Source organism: Neorhizobium alkalisoli, from assembly GCF_002968635.1.
Lineage (GTDB): Bacteria > Pseudomonadota > Alphaproteobacteria > Rhizobiales > Rhizobiaceae > Neorhizobium > Neorhizobium alkalisoli.
This window is the reverse complement of record NZ_PVBN01000007.1, coordinates 25,183-46,910: the sequence shown is the minus strand read 5'-3', so window position 1 is coordinate 46,910 and position 21,728 is coordinate 25,183. Positions and strand designations below refer to the sequence as shown.

General features: G+C 59.7%; 19 protein-coding genes and 1 pseudogene. 11 read left to right on the top strand and 9 right to left on the bottom strand.

What is annotated here, in order from left to right; translation table 11 throughout:
* The first annotated feature begins 403 nt into the window (after positions 1 to 403).
* Complete coding sequence (locus tag C5L13_RS16455; RefSeq protein ID WP_158693468.1) at positions 404 to 1,183, top strand: hypothetical protein; 780 nt, start codon at positions 404 to 406, stop codon at positions 1,181 to 1,183.
* 269 nt (positions 1,184 to 1,452) lie between these two features.
* Here the strand turns inward: C5L13_RS16455 and C5L13_RS16450 are convergent, their stop codons facing one another.
* Complete coding sequence (locus tag C5L13_RS16450) at positions 1,453 to 1,662, bottom strand: hypothetical protein (protein ID WP_105384381.1); 210 nt, start codon at positions 1,660 to 1,662, stop codon at positions 1,453 to 1,455.
* A gap of 325 nt (positions 1,663 to 1,987) precedes the next feature.
* Between C5L13_RS16450 and C5L13_RS16445 the strand changes: the two genes are divergently transcribed.
* Entirely contained in the window at positions 1,988 to 2,197 is a 210-nt protein-coding gene (locus C5L13_RS16445) for a cold-shock protein (protein ID WP_105384380.1), read from the top strand.
* A 410-nt stretch (positions 2,198 to 2,607) separates the two neighbouring features.
* Here the strand turns inward: C5L13_RS16445 and C5L13_RS29625 are convergent, their stop codons facing one another.
* A complete protein-coding gene (locus C5L13_RS29625; RefSeq protein WP_105384379.1) occupies positions 2,608 to 2,871 on the bottom strand; it encodes a DUF982 domain-containing protein in 264 nt (87 codons plus the stop codon).
* 140 nt (positions 2,872 to 3,011) lie between these two features.
* Between C5L13_RS29625 and C5L13_RS16435 the strand changes: the two genes are divergently transcribed.
* From C5L13_RS16435 to C5L13_RS16425, 3 genes are all read left to right on the top strand, one after another.
* Positions 3,012 to 3,683 carry a response regulator transcription factor gene (locus tag C5L13_RS16435; RefSeq protein ID WP_105384378.1) on the top strand — a complete coding sequence of 224 codons (672 nt, stop codon included), beginning with the start codon at positions 3,012 to 3,014 and terminating at the stop codon, positions 3,681 to 3,683.
* Positions 3,683 to 5,020, top strand: a complete 1,338-nt coding sequence (locus C5L13_RS16430) for a sensor histidine kinase (RefSeq protein WP_407070437.1) — start codon at positions 3,683 to 3,685, stop codon at positions 5,018 to 5,020. Before C5L13_RS16435 ends, C5L13_RS16430 begins: the two co-directional genes overlap by 1 nt.
* Positions 5,021 to 5,218: 198 nt before the next feature.
* A complete protein-coding gene (locus C5L13_RS16425; RefSeq protein WP_407070435.1) occupies positions 5,219 to 6,016 on the top strand; it encodes a DUF3313 domain-containing protein in 798 nt (265 codons plus the stop codon).
* A 75-nt stretch (positions 6,017 to 6,091) separates the two neighbouring features.
* On the opposite strand, the gene C5L13_RS16420 is transcribed toward C5L13_RS16425, so the two are convergent.
* From C5L13_RS16420 to C5L13_RS16400, 5 genes are read right to left on the bottom strand one after another with little or no spacing between them, the layout of a single operon-like run.
* Entirely contained in the window at positions 6,092 to 7,156 is a 1,065-nt protein-coding gene (locus tag C5L13_RS16420; protein ID WP_105384375.1) for a DUF2218 domain-containing protein, read from the bottom strand.
* Positions 7,153 to 7,980, bottom strand: coding sequence for an ABC transporter ATP-binding protein (locus C5L13_RS16415; RefSeq protein WP_105384374.1), 828 nt, complete (start codon positions 7,978 to 7,980; stop codon positions 7,153 to 7,155). Before C5L13_RS16415 ends, C5L13_RS16420 begins: the two co-directional genes overlap by 4 nt.
* Positions 7,977 to 9,011: a FecCD family ABC transporter permease gene (locus tag C5L13_RS16410; RefSeq protein WP_105384373.1), complete on the bottom strand. Its 1,035-nt coding sequence runs from the start codon at positions 9,009 to 9,011 to the stop codon at positions 7,977 to 7,979. Before C5L13_RS16410 ends, C5L13_RS16415 begins: the two co-directional genes overlap by 4 nt.
* Before the next feature lie 2 nt (positions 9,012 to 9,013).
* Positions 9,014 to 10,057, bottom strand: a complete 1,044-nt coding sequence (locus C5L13_RS16405; RefSeq protein WP_170117280.1) for a FecCD family ABC transporter permease — start codon at positions 10,055 to 10,057, stop codon at positions 9,014 to 9,016.
* A complete protein-coding gene (locus C5L13_RS16400) occupies positions 10,054 to 11,052 on the bottom strand; it encodes an iron-siderophore ABC transporter substrate-binding protein (protein ID WP_105384371.1) in 999 nt (332 codons plus the stop codon). The genes C5L13_RS16405 and C5L13_RS16400 overlap by 4 nt, the downstream gene beginning before the upstream one ends.
* Positions 11,053 to 11,374: 322 nt before the next feature.
* Here C5L13_RS16400 and C5L13_RS16395 point away from each other — a divergent pair, with 322 nt between their 5' ends.
* A complete protein-coding gene (locus C5L13_RS16395; protein WP_105384556.1) occupies positions 11,375 to 13,510 on the top strand; it encodes a TonB-dependent siderophore receptor in 2,136 nt (711 codons plus the stop codon).
* A gap of 39 nt (positions 13,511 to 13,549) precedes the next feature.
* On the opposite strand, the gene C5L13_RS16390 is transcribed toward C5L13_RS16395, so the two are convergent.
* The gene (locus tag C5L13_RS16390; protein WP_205836846.1) at positions 13,550 to 14,449 is read right to left on the bottom strand and encodes a helix-turn-helix domain-containing protein; all 900 of its coding nucleotides are present in this window, start codon (positions 14,447 to 14,449) and stop codon (positions 13,550 to 13,552) included.
* Between the two features lie 448 nt (positions 14,450 to 14,897).
* Between C5L13_RS16390 and C5L13_RS16385 the strand changes: the two genes are divergently transcribed.
* From C5L13_RS16385 to C5L13_RS16370, 4 genes are all read left to right on the top strand, one after another.
* Positions 14,898 to 15,311 (top strand): hypothetical protein, encoded by a 414-nt coding sequence (locus tag C5L13_RS16385; RefSeq protein ID WP_105384369.1) that lies wholly within the window; start codon positions 14,898 to 14,900, stop codon positions 15,309 to 15,311.
* Positions 15,312 to 15,423: 112 nt separating this feature from the next.
* Positions 15,424 to 16,737 (top strand): CmpA/NrtA family ABC transporter substrate-binding protein, encoded by a 1,314-nt coding sequence (locus C5L13_RS16380; protein ID WP_205836845.1) that lies wholly within the window; start codon positions 15,424 to 15,426, stop codon positions 16,735 to 16,737.
* Between the two features lie 58 nt (positions 16,738 to 16,795).
* A complete protein-coding gene (ntrB, locus tag C5L13_RS16375; RefSeq protein ID WP_105384368.1) occupies positions 16,796 to 17,689 on the top strand; it encodes a nitrate ABC transporter permease in 894 nt (297 codons plus the stop codon).
* Between the two features lie 10 nt (positions 17,690 to 17,699).
* Complete coding sequence (locus C5L13_RS16370; protein WP_105384367.1) at positions 17,700 to 18,497, top strand: ABC transporter ATP-binding protein; 798 nt, start codon at positions 17,700 to 17,702, stop codon at positions 18,495 to 18,497.
* 419 nt (positions 18,498 to 18,916) lie between these two features.
* On the opposite strand, the gene C5L13_RS16365 is transcribed toward C5L13_RS16370, so the two are convergent.
* Positions 18,917 to 20,485 carry a DUF1963 domain-containing protein gene (locus C5L13_RS16365; RefSeq protein WP_105384366.1) on the bottom strand — a complete coding sequence of 523 codons (1,569 nt, stop codon included), beginning with the start codon at positions 20,483 to 20,485 and terminating at the stop codon, positions 18,917 to 18,919.
* A gap of 206 nt (positions 20,486 to 20,691) precedes the next feature.
* Between C5L13_RS16365 and C5L13_RS16360 the strand changes: the two are divergent.
* Positions 20,692 to 21,459, top strand: a pseudogene (locus C5L13_RS16360) (KUP/HAK/KT family potassium transporter); the annotation flags it as partial.
* Positions 21,460 to 21,728 lie beyond the last annotated feature (269 nt).

Here is a 21,728-nt window from a genome sequence, read left to right as displayed (position 1 = left end):
GCTGCAACTGGTAAGGGCGCTGCCGCCTGAGGGACGTCGTGAGCCCTAGCCCGATAAGCGGAGGACGCGATGTCGTCCGGCTCCTCACATCCTAATTTCCTGTTTTATTTCGAGAAAATGCTCCTGAATGCTTGTCGCACAAATGAGCGCGACAAGCGAAGCCGTCAGGCTAAGATGTCCTCTCCATCGGTTCTCGGAGGACGGCTTCTTCGAAGTCCGCCACTTATTGGTCCGGAGATATCGCCCCCACGCGCCGATCCGGTGGAAGCCCCGAAAAGAGGATTGAAGCGGCGGTAAGCTCGCACAGCAACCATCTTCGCTCTCGCTCGCCCATCGAGTTCGCATGCGCCTGGTTATTCCGGCCTGGAGATTATGGGCAGTAGCTCATTTGGAGACGACCATCATGCTTCGACAACTCTACAGGGCAATTGCCTTGACGATACCCATGCTCCTGCTGCTCACCGCACCGGTATTCAATCCGAGCGTATATGGCCAATCATCCGCAAAGCCGGTGCCGGAAAATGCCCGGGCAAGCCGTTATGGCTCCGGCTGGGAATGCAACCACGGATTCCGAAGACAGGATGACGCCTGCTTCGAAGTGAAGCTTCCGGCCAACGCCTTCCTGACCAAGGCCTCTTACGGCAAGGGCTGGGACTGTCACTACGGCTTCCTCGAAAAGAGTGATCAATGCCTGGCCGTTCAGGTTCCGGACAACGCTTATCTGGATCCATCCTCCGGTGACCGCTGGAAATGCCTGCGGGGATACCGTCAAAGCGAAGTCGGGTGCGAGCGCATTGAAATCCCGGAAAACGCTTTTTTGTCGGAGACGACACAGGGTTTAGGCTGGGAGTGCGAACGAGGTTATCACGCTACCAATCGGGCGTGTGAGAAACTCGATGTTCCCGCCCATGCCTACCTGATCACCAGCGGAGATGAGTGGAGATGCGACAGGGGGTTCGAAAAGCGGGACCAGGCTTGCGTTGCTGTGCAGGTTCCGCAGAACGCCGTTTTGGTCGATGCGCTCTACGGCCAGAAATGGAAATGCGACCGAGGCTTTGAACCGCGCGGAAGCGGATGCTCAAGGATCAAGCTTCCTGCGAACGCCCATCTCAATTCGACGGGCAACGGTTGGGATTGTAATCGGCCCTATCAACTCCGCAGCGGCGGCTGCGCCATGGAGTGAGTTGTGCACCGGGCGCCGGATCCGGCGCCCGGTCAGATTCATTTTTGTTTTTTCCCGAGACTAAGGCTGCTCCCGGCAAGCTTGACCTGAGCTCCCTGGACCGCAGCCGCCGGGGCTACGGTCTTGTCCTTTTTCGGTTTTCGTGCTTCTCGATTGCTGCGTACCTGGCCTTTGGCCATTTCAACCTCCCTGGGATGTGATCAATTCCAAAGCCGCTTTAATCGCGACCATGCGCTTGGCCTCGCCGCCCCTAAAAAGGCGCGTGGCCTTCATGATGGAGGCAGTGCGATATTCCTGCGCTCGCTCAGGTAAGAGGCAATGTCGACGGCTTGCATGTCCATCGATATGGCAGCATGCAATCTCGTTTTGGCGCGAGCGCGCTCCCCGGCTTCCCCGAGCTCGATATTTTCCCGGTACCCGAGTCCGCTGATGCGGACCAGATTGCGAGAAGTACTTTCAGGGTGAAATATGGAAGACATGACGTCCTCCTTTCCTTGGAGCCGGAGTATGGAAGCCTTGGAGCAACAGTGCCTTAGACGGCTGCCGGAGCCTTCAGCATGCGCTCTTGTCCCGGCAAAGGCAATGGCTGAGCGATGACAAAGAAGATCGACGTGACGACCTGATGTCGCGCAGCAATCCGCCCTTCTGTGAACACAGTTGCAGTTTACAGACAGCATATCGAAATTGCTTGTCGAGCTTCGTTTTTGTGCTTTGGTCACACGAGCTTATCTTTCCTTTCAAAATCGATCCTGCTGCTGGCATGCTGCCGGCGGCTGACATATGCGATTGAAAGGATTGATCGTTATGAACAATGGCATTGTAAAATTTTTCAACACCTCAAAAGGCTTCGGCTTCATCCAGCCGTCTGACGGCTCCAAGGATGTGTTCGTTCACATCTCTGCAGTTGAGCGTTCTGGCATGACATATCTCGCAGAAGGCCAGAAGGTTACCTACGATCTGGTCGAGGACAAACGCTCAGGCAAGAGCGCCGCAGAAAACCTGCAGGTCGCCTAAGCACAGCATCGCTTCAAGTCTTCGGCCACGGATGTACTGGCGGGGCTGCCGAAGCGATTGACAAGGTCGGGCTTTCGCCCGGCCTTTATTTTTTGCCCAACGAAAGAATTTTCATGAAAAGAAGTAACGCAGAACAACTCCTGAGAAGGGCCCAACGCCAAGTTGCGAATACCAGCGGTGGCGGCCACCTCGGCGGCACGAACCACGGCCAAGGTTATGACGCAAAGACGTCTTCGGGCAACAAGACGAGAACAGACAAGGGTCGTAGAGCCGGCGGCAAGAACTGAGTTTGACGAGTTTAGACTGCGGTGACCCACAAGATACGATAAGAAGGGGCGCAATGCGCCCCTTTTTCCGTTTTCTCGTTCTTTTGAATACGAGTTCGCGCCTTCAAGGTCGGGCATGGAGATCTAAGGCGATTTCCATTCGGCCTCGGCGCACGCTGCAAGGAAATGACGCCGTATTTCCTCAGGATCCACCTCGCGCCGGACAGCCGAATAACATGTGAGGAGCGCTTTCCAGTAAAGCGGCCCTGACCTGCACCTGAAGCGCAATTGCATATACCGGATAGCTTGAGCCGGTCCCTCTATCCCTATGTTCGGATAGCCGCCCTGCTCGATAAAAACCGGGAGATTCCAATGTGCGGCAAAGTTAATCGGAATGATCTGACCCAAAGGCCTGCCCCCGGATTAGCCGAGGAAAGCCCCAGCAACGATAATCTTGGGTACCATGAATACAAACCACTGTCGCGCTATTTCGCCACAAACGAAGCGCCCGTAATGCTGCTGCAACCTTCGGGGCGGACAAGGCGACGATGAGGCTTTTATTGATAGAGGACGAGAGGGAGCTGGCGGATGCGCTGTCACGGGCGCTGAGCAAACACGGCATCCTCACCGACCACACCATGCATCTCGCCGACGCGGTCGAGTTGACGCGCCAGAACGTCTACGATGCAATCCTCCTGGACCGCCGTTTGCCCGACGGCGACGGGCTGACCTTTATCCCCCAGTTGAGACGAACGGGAACGGATACGCCGGTCATCGTGCTGACGGCGCGCAATGAGCCATTGGAGCGTGTCGAAGGGCTGGATGTCGGCGCGGACGATTATCTGGGCAAGCCGTTTCTCGTTGAAGAACTGATGGCTCGTTTGCGAGCGGTTCTGCGACGGCCGGCAAGTCTGGCGGAGCGTCAAATCGCCGTGGGACGAATGATGATCGATCCCCTGCATCTAAGTGTCGCCATCGACGCAATCCCGTTCGACCTACCCCGGCGCGAGCTCCTGGTTCTGACGGCGCTGGCGAAGCGGAAGGAGAAGACCGTCCTTCGATCGACCCTTGAGGCGGCAGTCTACAATTACGAGGAAGAAATCCAGTCGAACGCGCTTGATGCGCATATCTCCAGGCTGCGCAAGCGACTGCTGGATGCCGGCGCCGGCGTCGCGGTCCATAACATCCGGGGCGTCGGATATCTCCTGAAGGAAGAATGATGCGCCTCTCGAACAGATCCAACCCATCCCTTTGGTGGAAGCTCAGCTGGCAGCTCAGTCTTGTTATCGTCGCCGTGGTTGCCGCGGTGATCATCGGGCTGTGCGTATGGGCAGCAACGATCATGTCGCCTAACATTGCCATGGAAGAGAAGGTTGGTTCAGCGATAGCAGCGGCCACGTCACGCGACAGCCAAGGACGTTTGGAGTTGCGGGAAACGCTGGAGCTAAAGGCGCTCAAGGAGCAGAACAGTGCCCTTTGGTATGTGGTGGCCACGATAGATGGTGCGTTCGTGTCCTATGGCACCATCCCCCCACCCTATGCGGATCTCGCGCATCTGGTCCATCTGTTCAATGATGCAGACATACGGAGATCGGCTACGACAAAAGAGGTGGCGACGATCGATAGTGCCGAAACAGCGGTCGGCGAGGTACGGATTCTTTTTGGGGGCGTAGCTGGCAAAGGTTGGCCAGCCTTCGCTCTTTTGACCAGGGCCTACCCGATCTATGTTTCTCTGCTTGCTGTCGCTCTGCCAGCGATCTTCCTCACCGTTCCGCGCATCGTCGGCCGTGCGCTCACAAAGATAAGCGATGTCGCCGACAAAGCGTCGCAGATCGAACCTCGCCAGCATGGAGCCCGCCTGCCGGCGGAGGGTCTTCCCAAAGAAGTCACTCCGCTGGTAATCGCGTTCAACGGAACACTCGAGCGGCTTGAGAATGAATTCCGGAAACGCCGGCGCTTCCTGATCGATGCGGCTCACGAGCTCAGAACACCGATTGCCATCATGCAGACGCGGATCGATGGAATGCCCGAGGGCCAGGAACGCAGACGATTGTTGAACGACGTTGCGCGTTTGGCCGAGACGGCCGAACAGCTCCTCGATTTTGAGCGCAACGACCAGGCGACGGATCCCCAGGAAACGGTCGATCTCGTCGAGATCGCACGAACGGTGGTTGCCGACCTCGCCCCCCAGGCGATCGCCGCCGGCTATCAGATCTCTTTTCAAAGCGAGGTGGAAAGGCTGGAACGGTGCGGCAGCCTCTTCGCTTTACCGAGAGCGATCAGCAATCTGGTGCGCAACGCGATCGACCACGGCGGCAATCGGGGAATGATTGCCATCTCGGTCTCGGCCGGCGGGCGGATCAGCGTGGCCGACGAAGGGGCGGGCATACCGGCCGAACATCAGGAGCTGGTTTTCGAACCCTTCTATCGCGTCACCCCCCAAAGTAGAGGCGCAGGCCTCGGTCTTAGCCTGGTGAAACAGATCGTCGCAAACCACCGGGGTCAAGTCAGCCTCAAAAGCGGCTCGACCGGAACCCAGGTGGCGATCCAGCTGTGATCGACGTCAGGGCCAATATGCGCAAGCGATATCCATCGCTCAGCAAAACGATCCGTAATGTTGCGGCAATCCTCTGCTCGCACTGTCCCGGAACATCCGCGACGGAGGCCAGCAAGAGTGTACAGCAATTCCCACCTATTTCGCAGACTTCTCGGCTACCCGCCGAGGCCATCATTGTTCGCCTGCCTGGCGATACTCATGTCCATGGCGGTCACCGGATGCACCTCGGTACCCCTGAAGGAGGGCGGGACGCTCTCCTCCTACAGCAATCTCGGCGCGCCGAAAGGAACCTTGGCCAAGAAACGCCTCTACGTTGACGGGCAACATCTGGCGGCAGTGAAAACCGTCAGCATCGTGCCGACAATCTTCTCCTTCAGCGCCGCCTCCCGCATCAAATCGCAAGCCGACCGCTCGCTGGTATCGAACGCGCTGGACCGGGCGCTCTGCGTCGCGCTCAGCGACAGGTATCAGATGGTCCCGGCTGGCCAACCGGCGGATCTGACCATCCGGTCCGTGGTCACCGATATTGTACCAACGAACAAGGCAATGGCAGGGGTCGCAACCGCCGTAACCGTAGGCACGGGCTTCGTACTGCCGGTCAGTGTGCCGCGTCTGCCCGTCGGTCTCGGAGCACTGGCGGTCGAGGCCGAAGCGGTGGGCAGCAACGGTGTTCAGAGCGCGGCAATGTTATGGGCGCGTGGCGCAAACTCGATCCAGAACAACCCCCGCGTTTCGGAGGTCGGAGACGCATATGGCCTTGCTTCGAAGTTTGCGGGCGACTTTTCGCGGATGCTCATCTCCGGCAAGGAACCGAAGGGATTGAACATCTCTCTTCCTTCAAGGCAGCGGGCACAATCATGGCTCGGCGGAAAACCGAAATATGCCGCCTGCGATGCATTCGGCCGGGCGCCCGGCCTCATCGGAGCCGTCGCAGCCAAGTATGGCGCACCGCCGGAATGGACCGAACGGAAGCCCAAACCGCTCACGACACACTGACGAAACATACGCGCGGCCGGCATGGCGCTGCCGGCCGCTGGCGCTTGCGCACAAGCGGAGCGGCACGCAATCGGCTCAGGCGGGATCGCGCTCCCAATACCAGGCCACATACATGTTCTTCCGCTCATGCCGATGGCTTTTCAGGAAGGCGCGAATGGATCGCACATCTTCCTTTTCACAGGCGGCCCAGACGAACGTTTGGCCATCGATGGAAGCGATCGCTTTTTTGGTCTCTTCCGCAAGGATGCTTTTTGCTCCGGGCGGGTAACTCCTCCGATGCAGCCAACGGACTTCGAGCGAACCTGCCGACGGAAGAGGCTGCTCTTCAGCCTCATCCAACACTTCTATGATCGCCTGCATACGCGTATCCGGCGGCACCTCGGCGGCGATGCGCGCAATGGCGGGAAGCGCACTTTCGTCCCCGGCCAGAAGAATGGACTGCGCCTCCGGAAGGCCGCCACCGCCCGGTCCGAGCAGCGCGATTTTTTCCCCCGGCTGCACATCCCGGGCAAAATCGGCCCCGGGAGTTTTGACGCCGGGCACCGGGTGTTGCAGGAAGTCGATCCAGAGCTCTCGGCGTTCGATGTCGACAGCACGGATCGTATAGACCCGAACCAGAAGTTCGTCCTCTCCCCCCGGCCACGCCACGCGGCCGTCCTCGCGGAGTCCAGGCCACACCGGTGATCTGCCCTTCGGCGGAACGAGGAGGCGGACATGCATGTCCCCGCCGACGAAGGGCGCAATGTCGGTGCATGAAAACTTCACCCGACGCATGTGTGGAGTGACGTCCTCCGCAGAAACGATAGTGACTTCGTGGATGTTCGGCAGTACCGAAAGCGATGCCGGCTGTGACCAGCTCAACTCGAGCGGCTCGTCCTTGGCAAAATAAAACAGGTGTTCCGCGATGATGGTGCGGCTCATCTGAAGTTCTGCTTCCGACGGGCAGGTCAGCTCGATCAGGAGCTTCTGGTCCTGGATGCGAATACTCGCGCTCCCTGTTTTGCTGAAAAGCAGAGCGAGGTCATCGGTTCGCTGCACGTCCGCATGCTCGACGAAATGCTCGCAGATTTCGTCGAGCATGCTTCCGGCGTCCTTCGGAAGCGCTATGCCTGAAAGTTTGAATTGCTGAACCGCGTTCATGGCCGGCTCTCCTTGAAATCTTGTTCCATTACCATCCTGTGTCGGCTGATCGGGAGCATGATCGGCCGGCCCGAGGTGGGATCGGGGATGATGCGGCTTTCGAGGCCGAAGACCTGCCGCACATTCTCTTCCGTCAGCACATTCTCCGGGGTACCGGAGACGTGAACGCGGCCACCTGCCATTGCGACGAGACAGTCTGCATAGCGCGCCGCCAGATTGAGATCATGCAGTACCATGACGACGGTGGTTCCACGCGAATGGTTTAGATCGGTCAGCAGATCCAGCACTTCGACTTGGTGGCTGATATCCAGAAATGTCGTCGGCTCGTCCAGCAACAGCACCTCCGTCTGCTGTGCCAATGCCATGGCGATCCAGACCCGCTGGCGTTGCCCGCCGGAAAGCTCGTCCACCGGCCTTTCGGCAAGATCCGAGGTTTTGGTCGCGGCGAGCGCACCGTCCACCGCCTCGTCGTCCTTGCGTGTCCAGCGCGAAAACAGGCTCTGATGCGGATGTCGTCCACGGCTGACGAGATCGGCAACGGTGATGCCTTCGGGAGCAATCGGCGACTGGGGAAGCAGCCCTAATGTCCGGGCCAGTTCCCGCGGCGGGGTCCGGTGGATCGACTTGCCGTCCAGCAGGACATGCCCCCGATACGGAGAGAGCAGCCGGGACATCGCCCGCAGAAGCGTGGACTTGCCGCAGGCATTGGCGCCGACGATCACGGTAATCTTGCCGGGCGGCACGACAAGATCGAGCCCATGCAAAATCTCGATCTCGCCGTAGCCGGCCGAAAGCTGGTTGACTGTAAGAGAGTGGACGGTCAAAGCGAACTCCCGGTCCGGTTGGCGCGTACGATCAGAAAAATCAGGTAGGGAGCACCCAGCGCGCCGGTCACAACGCCGACCGGATAGCGGCTTGGCAAAAGGAACTGACCCGCATAATCGCCCGCCAGCACCAATATGGCGCCAATCAGCGCCGAAGGGATCAGCAGCGATCCGCTGTTTCCCACGATGCGGGCAGCGATCGGTCCGGACAGAAAGGCCACGAAAGCTATCGGGCCTGTCACCGCCGTCGCGGTCGCAATCATGCCGACTGCCGCCACGATGATCATGACGCGGGCCCTCGCAACGCCGACCCCCAAGGCGGCGGCGGTATCGTCTCCCAGCCGCAAGGCCTCCAGATCTCGCGCACGGCTTAAAAGAAGCCCACCGAACACGACCAGCGCTATCAGAAGCGGGAGCGCCTGACCAAGCTGCGCACCGTTGACGCTCCCCGTCAGCCAGCGGATCGCCTCCTGGAGGGTCCAGGCTGGAGCCTGGGATAGAATGTAGGCGATGAAACTCTCCAGCATCGCCGAAACCCCGATCCCGACGAGGATGAGCCGTGTCCCGGCGACCCCGTTTCTGGACGAAAGGGCATAAACCAGCAGCGCGACCCCCAGACCGGCGACCACGGCAAAGATCGATACGACCGGCCCCTTCAGCGACAGCACGACGATGGCGAACACCGCGGCTGCGCTTGCACTCCAGCTGATCCCGATGATATCCGGGCTTGCGAGCGGATTGCGCAGCATGATTTGAAAGGCCGCGCCGCCGAGCCCGAAACTCAGACCCGCAAGCACAGCAAGTACGGCCCGCGGCAGCCTCAGTTGCCCGATGGTGAAGCTTGCGCCCGGCACGTTCTCGCCAAGCAGCACGCGGATGACATCCCCTGGCGGCATGAAGGATTGCCCGAGCGACAGGGTAAGCGCAAAAATCGCGACTACAAGAACCAAGAGGATCGCGACGACAAGGGCGTGCCTGCGCGCACGGCGGCGGCGGCTTTCAATGATGCGATCGAGGGTGGGAGAGAGCATCGTCACAACTCGCGCACCCGCTGGCGTCTGACAATCCAGATGAAGAACGGCGCACCCACAAGCGCCGTGACGATGCCGACGTCGAGTTCGGCAGGCCTGGCGACAATACGTCCGACGATATCGGCGGCCAGCAGCAGGCAGGCTCCACCCAATGCGGAAAAGGGCAGCAGCCACCGATGGTCGACCCCGACCAGCGACCGGCAAAGATGCGGCACGATCAATCCCAGAAAGCCGATAGGCCCGCAGACCGCTGTGGTTGCCCCGCACAAGAGGATTGCGCCAAGCGCGGCAACGGCGCGAGCCACGGCGACGCGCTCGCCAAGCCCGGCCGCGAGTTCATCGCCCAAAGCCAGCGAGTTCAGCTTTCGTGCCGAGAGAAGACTGATCGCAAAACCGACCACGAGAAACGGCAGCACCGGAAAAATACGTTCGAAAGTCGCTCCGCCGACGCCGCCTATCTGCCACGAGCGGATGCCGCCGGCGATATCGTTTCGAGGCAGCACCACCGCAAGCACCATGGAGGAGAAGGCAACCGATGTCGCGGCGCCGGCAAGCGCCAATTTGAGGGGAGTCGCTCCGCCACGCCCGAGCGAGCCGATGGCGTAAACGAAGATCGCGGAACACGCGGCTCCGAAAACGGCGGTCCAGATATAGGCGTCGGCAGAGGCGATATCGAACCAGGTAACACCCAGGACGACGGCAAGCGATGCTCCCATATTGACGCCGAGAATGCCCGGATCGGCGAGAGGATTGCGCGTCACACCCTGCATGATCGCTCCGGCGAGCCCGAGTGCGGCTCCGGCGAGCAGGCCAAGCAGCGTCCGCGGAATGCGGACACTGACGGCCGCCTGCCCAATGCTGTCGATCTGCCCGGCAAGGGCAGCGACGATGTCGGCCCAGCCGACCTCGCGCGTGCCGATCGTGCACGAGAGCGCCAGGAGCACGGCAAGAAGCGCAAGCAGACCCACCAGCCAGAGGCCCCGGATACGGTTCGACCGCCCGGAGGCAGACCACCGGCGGGGCGATTTTAGGCTGCCGGATGTCATTTCGACTTTCTGGCGGCGTCGGTTAGCAACACCACGTAGTCCTTCAATACCCAAGGGATCGAAAGTGGTGTCGGATTTGCCGCCGTACCGAGCGGATTCCTGCCTAACATGACGAGCGCTCCTTTCTCGACAGCCGGCATTCTTGCCATCAGGGGGTTCGCCGCCAGCGCATCGAGCAGTTTCTGGTTGCCGTAGGTTACGACAAGGTCGACATCGTCGAACGCGTCGATGCGCTCAGCGCTGATGGAACCCGAAAACTTCCCCGGTGCCGACGCCTCGACGACGCTTCTCGGTGCCTTCAGCCCGAGATCCGCAAAGAACTTCACCCGGGTATCGTTTGTTGTGTAGAAGTTGACGATACTCAGATCCGTTGCATCGAGATGAGTGATGAACATCGCCGATTTCCCTTGAAGTTCGGGATGCCCGGCAACGGTCCGGGCGATATCGGCCTCGATCTTCGCAACCAGAGCCTCGCCCTCGGCAGCCATACCGAGCCCGGCGCTGTTGAAGCGTATCATCTCGCGCCAGTCGGTCGACCACGGAGCTTCGGGATAGGCGACGACCGGAGCGATTTGGCTCAGGGTATCATAGTCCGATTGGCTCAAGCCGGAATAGGATGCCAGGATCACATCGGGGTTGGTGGCCGCCACGGCCTCGAAATCAATCCCGTCACCTTCGTCGAAAAGCACCGGCTTGTCTGCATGGAGTTCGGCCAGTTTTTCGGCCACCCAAGGCAGGATCCCATCGCGGTCATCGTCGCCGAAATTGGCCGCGGCAAAGCCCACGGGTACGATTCCGAGCGCCAATGGCACTTCATGGTTCGCCCAGGCAACCGTCGCTACCCGCTCGGGCTTTTTGGTGAGAGTGGTCGTGCCTAGAGCATGCCTGATGGTGATCGGATAGGACGTGCCTTCCTCCGCACCAGCTTCGCTGAAGGCAATAATCCAAACGCAAGCCGCCGCCACCCGTACGGCAGGAAGAAAGAACCGCAGCATCGCGCAGACTCCGCCTCATGTTAAGTGGACTTCCACTCTCAGGTTCATCGGGCGGCGTCAACGAAAATGCCGGCCCTGGAGAAAGGAGCCGCGATATTTCCCGTTGTATCCTACAAAACCCCGGAAAATTACAATACTGGATAAGTCGACTCAAGTTAGTAGCCGTCACGGGGACCAAACCATTGCAGCAGCCGGGTTCGAAAGGCGACCTCTCGCCCACGTCTGGCTGAATGCACTTCGGGATGCCCTCAAAATTCTCGCCGATCTCGGCACCCTTCTGCCGAAAGCCAGCAATGGCTACACCAACTTCTGGGACGTGAAGATGCACATCGAAAGAACTGGCGCTTATCCAAGACAGGCCGTTATCCGCTACCGGTATGCGGTGCTTCTGGGTTGTACGGCGCTTATTGCGCTTGCGCCGACTTTCTCGTTTGGCCAGGAGGCCGCCAGTTCAAGTCCCGACACCACACTCAAACCGATTGTCATTCAAGGAAGCCGCAGCAGCCTCAACACCGACAACGATTCGAAGTCGATCGTCGCGACAGAGACGACGGGCGGCGGCAAGATGCCGACGGATATCCTGGATACGCCCGCCTCGGTCTCCGTCATCACCTCCAGGGAAATTCAGGAGCGCGGCGCGAGCAGCGTTGAGGAGGTATTGCAGTATACCGCTGGTGTGAGCACGGACTTCTACGGCTCGGACGACCGTTTCGATTATTTCAAGATCCGTGGTTTCGACGCCTATATGTATCGGGACGGACTGGTCATCGGCAGACCCTTCGGCGGACTTCGGGAGGAGGCCTATGCCTATGAGCGCGTCGAGGTCCTGAAAGGCGCGAATTCGACGGGTTTCGGCGTTTCGGATCCCGGCGGCTCCGTGAACTTCGTGACCAAGCGACCGAAAAGCGACCGTTTCGGCGAAGCCTATGTCACCGGCGGCTCCTTCAACCACGCAGAGACGGGCTTCGACTTCGGCGACAACATTACCGAAGACGACACGCTGTCCTATCGCCTGACCGGCAAGTTCAAGCGGGCCGAGGCGGAATACGATTATTCGCAGGACGACGAGAATTTCATTATGGGCGGGCTGACATGGCGCCCGAGCGGCGATACCAGCCTGTCAGTGGTATTCGATCATCTGGACAAGGATGGCGTTCCCGGTAGCGGCGGCCATCCGGTTGGCTCCGATTTCGCCAGAAGCCGCTTCTTCGGAGAGCCCGACTATAACTATCGCGGCATTAACCGGAACTCGGTGAGCGTCATGTTCGACCATGATTTCGGCGACGGCCTGACGTTCAGCACGAACGCGCGCTATAGCAAGGCGAACACCGATTTCGGATATGCCTACGTTTCCAACACGCCGACGGGTGGTTCGACGATTGCCGACCGCGCCTATTTCGGGAACGACAGCACCACCGAACAGTTCATCATCGACGCGCATCTGCTCTACGAAACAAGCTTCGACAATATCGACAGCCGCAGCATGCTTGGGCTGGAATACAACACGACGCAAACCTACAACGACACCTACTGGGGGCCCGCGCCCGGGATCGACTGGACGAACCCCGTCTACACGGGAGCGCCTGCCTCGGTTCCACTCATCGCCAGCACAAAGAGCGATCAAAAGACGAAGGCTGTCTATTTTCAGGAAGACGTCACCTTCTTCGACAAGCTTGTCGCAACCGTCGGACTGCGTAACGACTGGCTCGACCTCAGCGAGACCAACAGGTTCGATGGCTCCACAGCCGGCGCCGACCCGAGCGAATTCACCAAGCGCTTCGGCCTGACCTATAAAATCACCGGCGAGCTTTCGGCCTATGTCAGCTATGCCGACTCCGTCGCGCCGCCGGAGACCGGCGTCGAACCGGAAATCGGCGAACAATATGAAATCGGTGTAAAGTATCGGCCGGATGGCTTCCCCGCCCTCTTCAGCGCCGCTGTCTATGACCTGACAAAGAAAAATATCACTGTCACGGAGGCCTCGCCGCCGTTCGAACAAACGACCACGGGCGAAATCCGGGTCCGAGGCCTGGATCTCGAAGCCAAGGCCGAACTGACGAACAGTCTCAGCGTGACCGCAGCCTATTCTTATATGGATGCCGAGATCGTCGAAAACGGCGGAGTAAACGAAGGCAACCGCCCTCAGCGGGTACCCGAGCACCTTGCTTCGCTCTGGCTCAACTACGCGCTCGAAGGCAACGGGAGCCGCGGCGACATGACGTTCGGGCTCGGCGGGCGCTATATGAGCTCGTACTATTACGACGATGCAAACACCGGATCGTCGGAAGGCAATGTCGTCTTCGATGCCGCCTTCACCTACAAAATCCAGGAAAACACCACGTTCCAGCTGAACGTCAGCAACCTTTTCGACGAAAAGCACATCGCCCAAGGCGGCTTCGGGGCGGACTTCTACAATCCCGGCCGCACGATCATGGCGACGTTACGCCAGACCTGGTGATGACCCGCCCCGTCCGCAGCCGTTCGGCCGGGGCATCTCTCAGAACTGGCGAATCTGCTGCATCCGGCGCCATGCGGCGGGTGTGTCGCCTGCAATCTGCCCAAAGGCCTTCGTCAGGTGAGCTTGATCGGAAAAGCCCAACTGGACCGCGATCCCTGCTATGGAAAGATCGCTTTCCGACAACAGCTTTTTGGCAAGGTCGATGCGCTTTGAAAGCTGCCACTGCAGCGGCGTTTTGCCCGTTGTCTGCTTGAAGACGGTGGCAAACCAGCTTTCGGACAAGCCGACCGTCGCTGCCATCTCGGCGATGGTCAGACGGCAATCGCTACGGGCATTGAGGCGAGAGATGAGCTTGTTCATTTGAGCTTGCGTAAGCCTGCCATTGGCGGTCTTGCCTTCGTTCTCGGGGATATCGAGAAGACCCGCGACGATGCTGCCCACAAGGCTCTCGGCATAGATCGCGTGCTTCGACGGGCTTGCTATCTCGTCGACCAGCAGAGCCGCCAGTGTTTCGATGGCGCCGATATCCTGAATTTCTACCGGTCGGCGCAAGGCCGTCACCGCCGCCGACGCCCCTATCGAGGGCGACAAAAATCTCAGCATCCGATCCCTGTGCATATGAAGATTGAGATGCGAAAAGCGGTGTATGGATTTGCTGCTGGTCCACATCGGGATACCGGCGGGAACATAGATCGCGCGCGTCATGGGGCGATAATGCTGCGAGAACTCTCCGTCCTGATTGGAAATTCGTATTCGCGAGGAAACGTCGTCGAAAAATATCATGATGCGCGGGTCGTCGGATAGATAGTAACCGGTCGCCCCCGACTGGCTCTCAGCTTCCCATAAGACACTCACCAGCCCGTCAAGCTGGCGCCATTTGACAGGCGCCACCACCCGAATACCCTCGGTACGCCAGATCATGGAATGCCAATAACTCAATTTCTAGATCCACTCTTAGCCGGCATAATAATATCGCTGCCTGCGGACGAAACATCGCGAAGAAACCCTTCTCGACAGCGATTTCTCTCTGCAGCGCCCGACGCTGCAATCCATCAACTGAATGGTCGGCTCGAGCGCCCATAATAACATGACTATGAATATCGTGTTTATTGCTCTTGGCAAGCTCTTGGACCGTCTCGTCCGCGATCCAGCAGTTCGCCCTGCACCTGGGATACGCAGTGGTACGTTCTGGGATGCCAGAAACGCAAAAAGCCCCGTTGGGGGCTTTTGTGATTGCCTTAGAGATTTGTTTGGTTGCGGGGGCAGGATTTGAAGCTGGTGCGTTAGCGGCTCCACGGCGCTGCGATTGCGATGCGAGGCCAACAGTTCGCTGACCCTCTTCCCGCCAGCCCCGACCACAGCCATCGCAGACTTCACGAACAGCGGAATGGCATCCTTCTGGGTTGGCAATTCGCTCAATGCGTCCTCCGACCGGTCTATCGAGGACTCGAAATCGCCTGCGCTTCGTGAGCTGCGGCGAAAAGTGTCGCCTCGAGGACCCTGGCCAATCATCCGTGAGGCGCTTGACGCTCTCGTGGCGGTCGGATTGACGGGGATGCAGGCAGGTTTTCCTAATGCACTGCACAAATTGAGCGCTTTCATGAATGCGACCACAGCACTCAACGCCCAAAATATCAGCGATTCATACAAATGCCTTAAAAATAAGCGTTTTGAAAATAACGTATTTCTCCTTTTATTTCATATCGTTACCATGCCGTTGAAAACTGGCACGGCCCTTGCGTCGCTTAATTTGCACCGGTCAATGGCGATCGGCGCAGATAGGCGCGGCATAAGCGCTTAACAAGACACCGACGTCGTAAGGTCTTTGCTGTCCGGGATCCTCCCCTCCCATGGACGCAATTTCCGAGCGGCGTTTTTTTGTCCCAAATCCGGCCAGCAGAGGGAACCTGCGAATGACAAAGATTTCGATGACTGGGATTTTGACCAACGGCATCACACGCCGCAGCATGCTCAAGACAACTGCCACTGCAGCCCTCATCGGCGCAGTCAAGACTGCCTTTCCTTCCGGTGCCTTCGCCGCGGCCGCTGGCCCGGAAGTAACCGGTGTCAAGCTCGGTTTCATCGCGCTGACCGATGCCGCGCCTCTCGTCATTGCCAAGGAAAAGGGGCTGTTCGCAAAATACGGCCTTCCCGATGCGGATGTGGCCAAGCAGGCCTCCTGGGGCGCGACCCGCGACAACCTCGTTCTCGGCGGCGCGGCGAACGGCATCGATGGCGCCCATATCCTCTCGCCGCTTCCCTATCTCATGCACACCGGCAAAGTGACGCAGAACAACAAGCCCGTGCCGATGGCGATCCTTGCCCGCCTCAACCTCGACAGCCAGGGCATTTCGGTCGCCAAGGAATATGCCGATACCGGCGTCCAGCTCGACGCCTCGAAGCTGAAGGCCGCCTTTGAAAAGAAGAAGGCCGAGGGCAAGGAAATCAAGGCTGCCATGACCTTCCCGGGCGGCACCCACGACCTTTGGATCCGTTACTGGCTCGCCGCCGGCGGCATCGACCCGAACAAGGATATATCCACGATCGTCGTGCCGCCGCCGCAGATGGTGGCCAACATGAAGGTCGGCAACATGGACGTCTTCTGTGTAGGCGAGCCGTGGAACGAGCAGCTCGTCAACCAGGGGATCGGGTTCACGGCCGCCACCACCGGTGAACTCTGGAAGGGTCACCCCGAAAAGGCGCTCGGCCTTCGCGCCGACTGGATCGAAAAGAACCCCAATGCCGCCAAGGCGCTGTTGATGGCCGTCATGGAAGCTCAAGCATGGTGCGACAGCATGGACAACAAGGCGGAAATGGCCGAGATCCTCGGCAAGCGCCAGTGGTTCAACGTTCCTGCAAAGGATGTTCTTGGCCGCCTCAAGGGCGACATCAACTACGGCAACGGCCGCGAGGCCAAAGGCACCGATCTTTACATGAAATTCTGGAAGGACGGCGCCTCCTACCCGTTCAAGAGCCATGACACGTGGTTCATGGCCGAGAATATCCGCTGGGGCAATCTTCCTGCCGACACCGATATCAAGGCACTGGTAAACCAGGTGAACCGCGAAGATATCTGGCGCCTCGCCGCCAAGGAGCTCGGCGTCGCGGCTGCAGACATTCCCGCCTCGTCATCCCGTGGCAAGGAAACCTTCTTCGACGGCAAGGTCTTCGACCCGGAAAACCCCTCGGCCTATCTCGACAGCCTTTCGATCAAGGCTGCGTCCTGAACCCCCGCCTCCGGCGCGTGACGGGCGCGCCGGCTTTTTATTCACGTGAGGAGCGCTGATGTCCGCCCTGGCAAAAAAAGAAAAATTCTCCACGACCGCCTCCGCCAAACCGGCGGGGAAAGTCGTTCCCTTTTCCGGCAGGCAGGTCGCCAAGATCGATTTCCGCCGGCTGGGCGCGTCCGCCTTGCGGAACGTTGTCCCGCCGGTCGTCGTATTGGCGCTGATCCTGCTCGTCTGGCAGGTCCTCTGTTCGTCGCCGCAGGCGTCGCTGCCATCGCCACATCAGGTCTGGCAGGAAAGCTATGACCTGATCGCCTACCCCTTCTTCAACTATGGCTCTCAGGATATCGGACTTGGCTGGCGTGTCCTGGTATCGCTGCAGCGCGTCGCCTACGGCTTCGGGCTTGCTGCAGTCGCCGGTGTCATCGTCGGCGCGATCATCGGCCAGTCCGTCTGGGCCATGCGCGGCCTCGATCCGATCTTCCAGGTTCTGCGCACCGTGCCGCCGCTTGCCTGGCTGCCGCTATCGCTCGCAGCCTTCCAGGATTCGAACCCGTCGGCGATCTTCGTGATCTTCATCACCTCGATCTGGCCTGTCATCATCAACACAGCCGTCGGCGTGCGCAATATCCCGCAGGACTATCGCAACGTCGCTCAGGTGCTGCGTCTTAACCAGTTCGAATTCTTCTTCAAGATCATGCTGCCGTCCGCAGCCCCTTACATCTTTACCGGCCTGCGCATCGGTGTCGGCCTTTCCTGGTTGGCGATCGTTGCGGCGGAAATGCTGACCGGCGGCGTCGGCATCGGTTTCTTCATCTGGGATGCGTGGAACTCGTCGCGGCTGCCTGACATCATCGTCGCGCTCGCTTATATCGGCGTCGTCGGCTTTGCCCTCGACAAGGTGGTTTCCGCGCTCGGCAAGATCATCACCCGCGGCGCTTCGGCAAACTGAGGAGCGGACCATGAACGCCTATCTGAAGCTCGATCATATCGACAAGTATTTCGACCGCGGTGGCGTGCGCGCCGAAGTGCTGAAGGACATCAACCTGACGATTTGCAAGGGTGAATTCGTCTCCATCATCGGTCATTCGGGTTGCGGCAAATCTACCCTGCTGAACCTCGTCGCCGGGTTGACGCCGGTTTCGTCCGGCGCGGTCCTGCTCGAAAATCGCGAGGTCAATGCACCCGGCCCGGAACGTGCCGTTGTCTTCCAGAACCATTCCTTGCTGCCTTGGCTGACCGTCTATGAAAACGTCAATCTCGCCGTCGCCAAGGTCTTCAGCCGGACGAAAAGCAAGGCCGAGCGCCACGAATGGGTGATGGCCAATCTGGACCTCGTCCAGATGGCGCATGCCAAGGACAAGCGGCCTTCGGAAATCTCCGGCGGCATGAAGCAGCGCGTCGGCATCGCCCGGGCTCTCGCAATGGAGCCGAAGATCCTGCTGCTCGACGAGCCCTTCGGCGCACTGGACGCGCTGACCCGTGCGCATCTGCAGGATGCGGTGATGGAAATCCACAGCCGGCTCGGCAACACGATGGTGATGATCACCCATGACGTCGACGAGGCGGTGCTGCTTTCCGATCGCATCGTCATGATGACCAACGGACCGTCGGCCCAGATCGGCGAAGTGCTGGACGTCCAGATCGATCGCCCCCGCAACCGCATCGAACTCGCCTCCGACCGCACATATCTCAAGTGCCGCGAGGCCGTCCTCAAATTCCTCTACGAGCGTCACCGCTTCGTTGAAGCCGCGGAGTAGCTGCAGCGAGGACCCGTTATTGTCGTCCTTAACCGCCCGAGCGTGAGAACATCGCTGGGCTTTCGCAATCGCTGTGCGCCGGCGTCAAATTCGAGGATTAGGCCATTATTCTCGGCGAGGCCATTCAGGGCCTAGTCAAGGCAAAGCTCGTATGAAGGGACGACGTAGCAGCGAGCGCCATCACCTCGGCCGTCGGCAGCAGTATCGCGAAGAACATGTGGGAGGTTGAGGGCGCCTGTGCCGGCGACGAAGTCAGCGACACGCATCTTGCCCAAATTGAGTTGGCTATTCCCGGCAGCGCCGTACTTTCCAGTGTACGGCGCGGCGTTAGGATCCCAGAAGATGTCCAGACGATTGCGCCATCGGCGAAGCCGGCTCGCGTGTTATCGACCCTGACGTTCTCGTGTCGAGTGGAAGGCCTATCCGGACAGAAGGATGCAGCGGTCCCAACGCTTTCCGGCAAGATCCGCAGCGGGGGCCATGATGAAGAGATCGTCGGCGTCCCAAAACTCACGCCCAGTCGCCGAGCCCGCGCGTAGCCAGACGAGGACGATCCAACCGTCTGGGTCGCCCAGATCGATGTGTCCTGCAGACACTGCCAGCCTCGCCGCTTCCTCACGGCAGTCGAGATTGCCTTGGATCGTCGCGTAACCAAGCATTTGATGAATCTGAGGTGTTGCGGAACCAGCATGCTGACCAACCACGGCACGCTGGAACGCCTCATTGGTTTCGTAGAGTTCATCGAGCGAACCCACACCTGTCTCTTCGATCCGCATCTCCGCACCCGAGGCATCGAACGATCGGGCTCGCTTGAACCGCAGGCGCGCATATGCCGTGCTTGCCCAACGCTCGTCCGACAAGGCCTCGAACGCGCGCCCGGGTTCGCCCACCGCCCAGAGCGGATCAGGTGTATGCGTGAACTTCAGCGTTCCGTCAGCCATCAACTCCGCCGTGACCACGTCTCCTTCCGTGTGCGGCAAAGAGCCCGGCTGCCCGGCTGGGTCGAGACCCCCGGCAACCCCTACCGCGGCGGCTGAAGCTTCGACGATCGCTTCGGTCATTGGATGGCGGACAAGCGCCGCGCCAGGCGGCGTATAGACAACATCGAGCAGCAGAGCATCGTCGTGGACAAAGAACGACAAGAGCCCCTCGTCCGGCAAAGGCCGCATCGGCCCGCAAGCGGCCGTGATCTCGGTAAGATTGATCTGCATCAGGAACGGATGACGCATTCCACGGGCGTTACCCGGCCATATGTTCGGCGGAAGATCGGGCCCGCCACCGATGCGGCTGGCGCCAACGGGCGCCTCTTCCCCATAGGGCTCCTCCACAAGGGCCACTGCGGTCGCAAACATTCCCGCGACCATCGATGGGTCGCTTTCTCCCAGGGCCGTCGCAAAGCGTTGTTCCCATACACCGTCTGCCGGATCGGGCGTTGCATCGCTGCCGCGTTGTCCGGCGTCGATCGCCTCGATAACCGCGCGGCGGTTCTTCTCCTGACCCTCAAATTGTCGCCGAAGCGTTGTTTCGCTGATCCGATTTGCCCGTGCTTGCAGACTCTGCATGAGCACGTTGTAATTCCTCTCGACCGTTTCCCGGTCGCCAGACGCTGAACGCCAACCGAATGCCCAGACGCGGTTACCCCGACCTCGGACAAGCGCAACGCCGGCGGCGATCGATTCTCCCTTCGCAGACGATCCTGTCCCCGTTCCATATCGTCCTTCGCGCCCCAGCACCTGCACTGCTGCAAGGGACCATTCGGCTGGACCGTTCTGCCCGACGAGATCCGCCGCGAGCGGCGCGAACGCCTCGTCGAACTCCCACGGCTTACCTAGGTCGAGTGCGAGCACGAACAGAGACGGCAGCTCCGTATCATGAGGGTAGGGCCGCAAGTCGAAGCGCTCGAGTTGGCGTGCGACGACATCGGGAAACGCGGCCGGCGGCGTGAACACGAAGTCGCGCGTCATCCATCGTTGCGGTCGAGCAGTCATCGCAATACCTTTTCCTGTCACCTAAACCGGCTCCAACGAACCAATATTCAGTCTGTCGGCTTTGCACAAATAGGGCGAGATATCAGGCATTCAGCAACCCGCTGTCGTTTTGGTCCGATTTTGTCGACCAAGGAACCTGAAGTGGTTGTCTATATGATTATGTAGACGTGGAATTTCCCCTGCCGCCGACCTTGAACCTCTAATCGGTGGTGGTGACCGGCGCCGAAGCGCTCTACGCAGACCTCGGCCATTTCGGCCGAAAGCCGATCAGCGTGGCCTGGTTCATCCTGGTATTCCCCGCTCTCGGCCTCAATTACCTCGGCCAGGGCGCGCTTATTCTCAGCCACCCGACGGCCATTGAGAACCCCTTCTACCTCCTCTATCCGGAATGGGCGTTGCTGCCGATGGTCATCCTCGCCACGATGGCAACGATCATTGCCAGCCAGGCAGTGATCACAGGAGCCTTTTCGCTGGCCCGCCAGGCTGTGCATCTCGGCTTCCTGCCGCGCCTGATGATCCGGTTCACGTCGGAGACGAATACTGGCCAGATTTACGTGCCTGCGGTCAACATGATCCTCTTCATCGGCGTCATCGTGCTGATCTTCTCGTTCGGAGATTCCGAGTCGCTTGCAACCGCCTATGGTATCTCTGTTACCGGCGCCATGGTCGTCACGACGCTGATGGCCTTCCAGTTCCTGCGCGCCGTCTGGGGATATTCTGTATTCACCGCCGCCATCGTGCTCGCGCCGCTCTTCGTCATCGAAGCGGTTTTCCTCGCGGCCAACCTGGTCAAAGTACACGACGGCGGTTGGGTGCCGGTAGCACTCGCCGTCGTCATCATGCTCATCATGTGGACTTGGACCAAGGGTTCGAAATACCTCAAGGAAAAGATCGCCAAGAGCGAGATCCCGATCGAGACCTTCATCAATTCGCTGGAGAGCTCGATCGAGCGGGGGTCGCTTCATCAACCGGGGATATGTAGAAGGATGGGCGAGCGCCATTAAACGCGATTACACGGCCCTTGAGCGCAAGGGCGTGGTCCAGGTTTCCTCGTCGTCGAACGGCCACAGATTGACGTTGCTAAAGCCGGAAGTCGGCAAAATGGCGCGCGAACTTGTTCTCCGGGGAGACGCGGCTAAGATCGCGGCCGAGCTTGTGATAGGAAATCGACAGACGGACTTTGCGGGGCCCGAAACAGCGCGTACAGAAGAACGCCGCAAAGATATTCCCGAAGCGAAGGCTG

Bases quoted from the DNA above. Each gene is read 5' to 3' on its own strand.
- C5L13_RS16380 (WP_205836845.1), top strand. From the start codon at position 15,424: ATGACAAAGATTTCGATGACTGGGATTTTGACCAACGGCATCACACGC.
- C5L13_RS16425 (WP_407070435.1), top strand. From the start codon at position 5,219: ATGTCCATGGCGGTCACCGGATGCACCTCGGTACCCCTGAAGGAGGGC.
- C5L13_RS16400 (WP_105384371.1), bottom strand. From the start codon at position 11,052: ATGCTGCGGTTCTTTCTTCCTGCCGTACGGGTGGCGGCGGCTTGCGTT.
- C5L13_RS16455 (WP_158693468.1), top strand. From the start codon at position 404: ATGCTTCGACAACTCTACAGGGCAATTGCCTTGACGATACCCATGCTC.
- C5L13_RS16405 (WP_170117280.1), bottom strand. From the start codon at position 10,057: ATGACATCCGGCAGCCTAAAATCGCCCCGCCGGTGGTCTGCCTCCGGG.
- C5L13_RS16450 (WP_105384381.1), bottom strand. From the start codon at position 1,662: ATGTCTTCCATATTTCACCCTGAAAGTACTTCTCGCAATCTGGTCCGC.
- C5L13_RS16435 (WP_105384378.1), top strand. From the start codon at position 3,012: ATGAGGCTTTTATTGATAGAGGACGAGAGGGAGCTGGCGGATGCGCTG.
- C5L13_RS16370 (WP_105384367.1), top strand. From the start codon at position 17,700: ATGAACGCCTATCTGAAGCTCGATCATATCGACAAGTATTTCGACCGC.
- C5L13_RS16420 (WP_105384375.1), bottom strand. From the start codon at position 7,156: ATGAACGCGGTTCAGCAATTCAAACTTTCAGGCATAGCGCTTCCGAAG.
- C5L13_RS16410 (WP_105384373.1), bottom strand. From the start codon at position 9,011: ATGCTCTCTCCCACCCTCGATCGCATCATTGAAAGCCGCCGCCGCCGT.
- ntrB (WP_105384368.1), top strand. From the start codon at position 16,796: ATGTCCGCCCTGGCAAAAAAAGAAAAATTCTCCACGACCGCCTCCGCC.
- C5L13_RS16385 (WP_105384369.1), top strand. From the start codon at position 14,898: ATGGCATCCTTCTGGGTTGGCAATTCGCTCAATGCGTCCTCCGACCGG.
- C5L13_RS16430 (WP_407070437.1), top strand. From the start codon at position 3,683: ATGCGCCTCTCGAACAGATCCAACCCATCCCTTTGGTGGAAGCTCAGC.
- C5L13_RS16365 (WP_105384366.1), bottom strand. From the start codon at position 20,485: ATGACTGCTCGACCGCAACGATGGATGACGCGCGACTTCGTGTTCACG.
- C5L13_RS16395 (WP_105384556.1), top strand. From the start codon at position 11,375: ATGCACATCGAAAGAACTGGCGCTTATCCAAGACAGGCCGTTATCCGC.
- C5L13_RS16445 (WP_105384380.1), top strand. From the start codon at position 1,988: ATGAACAATGGCATTGTAAAATTTTTCAACACCTCAAAAGGCTTCGGC.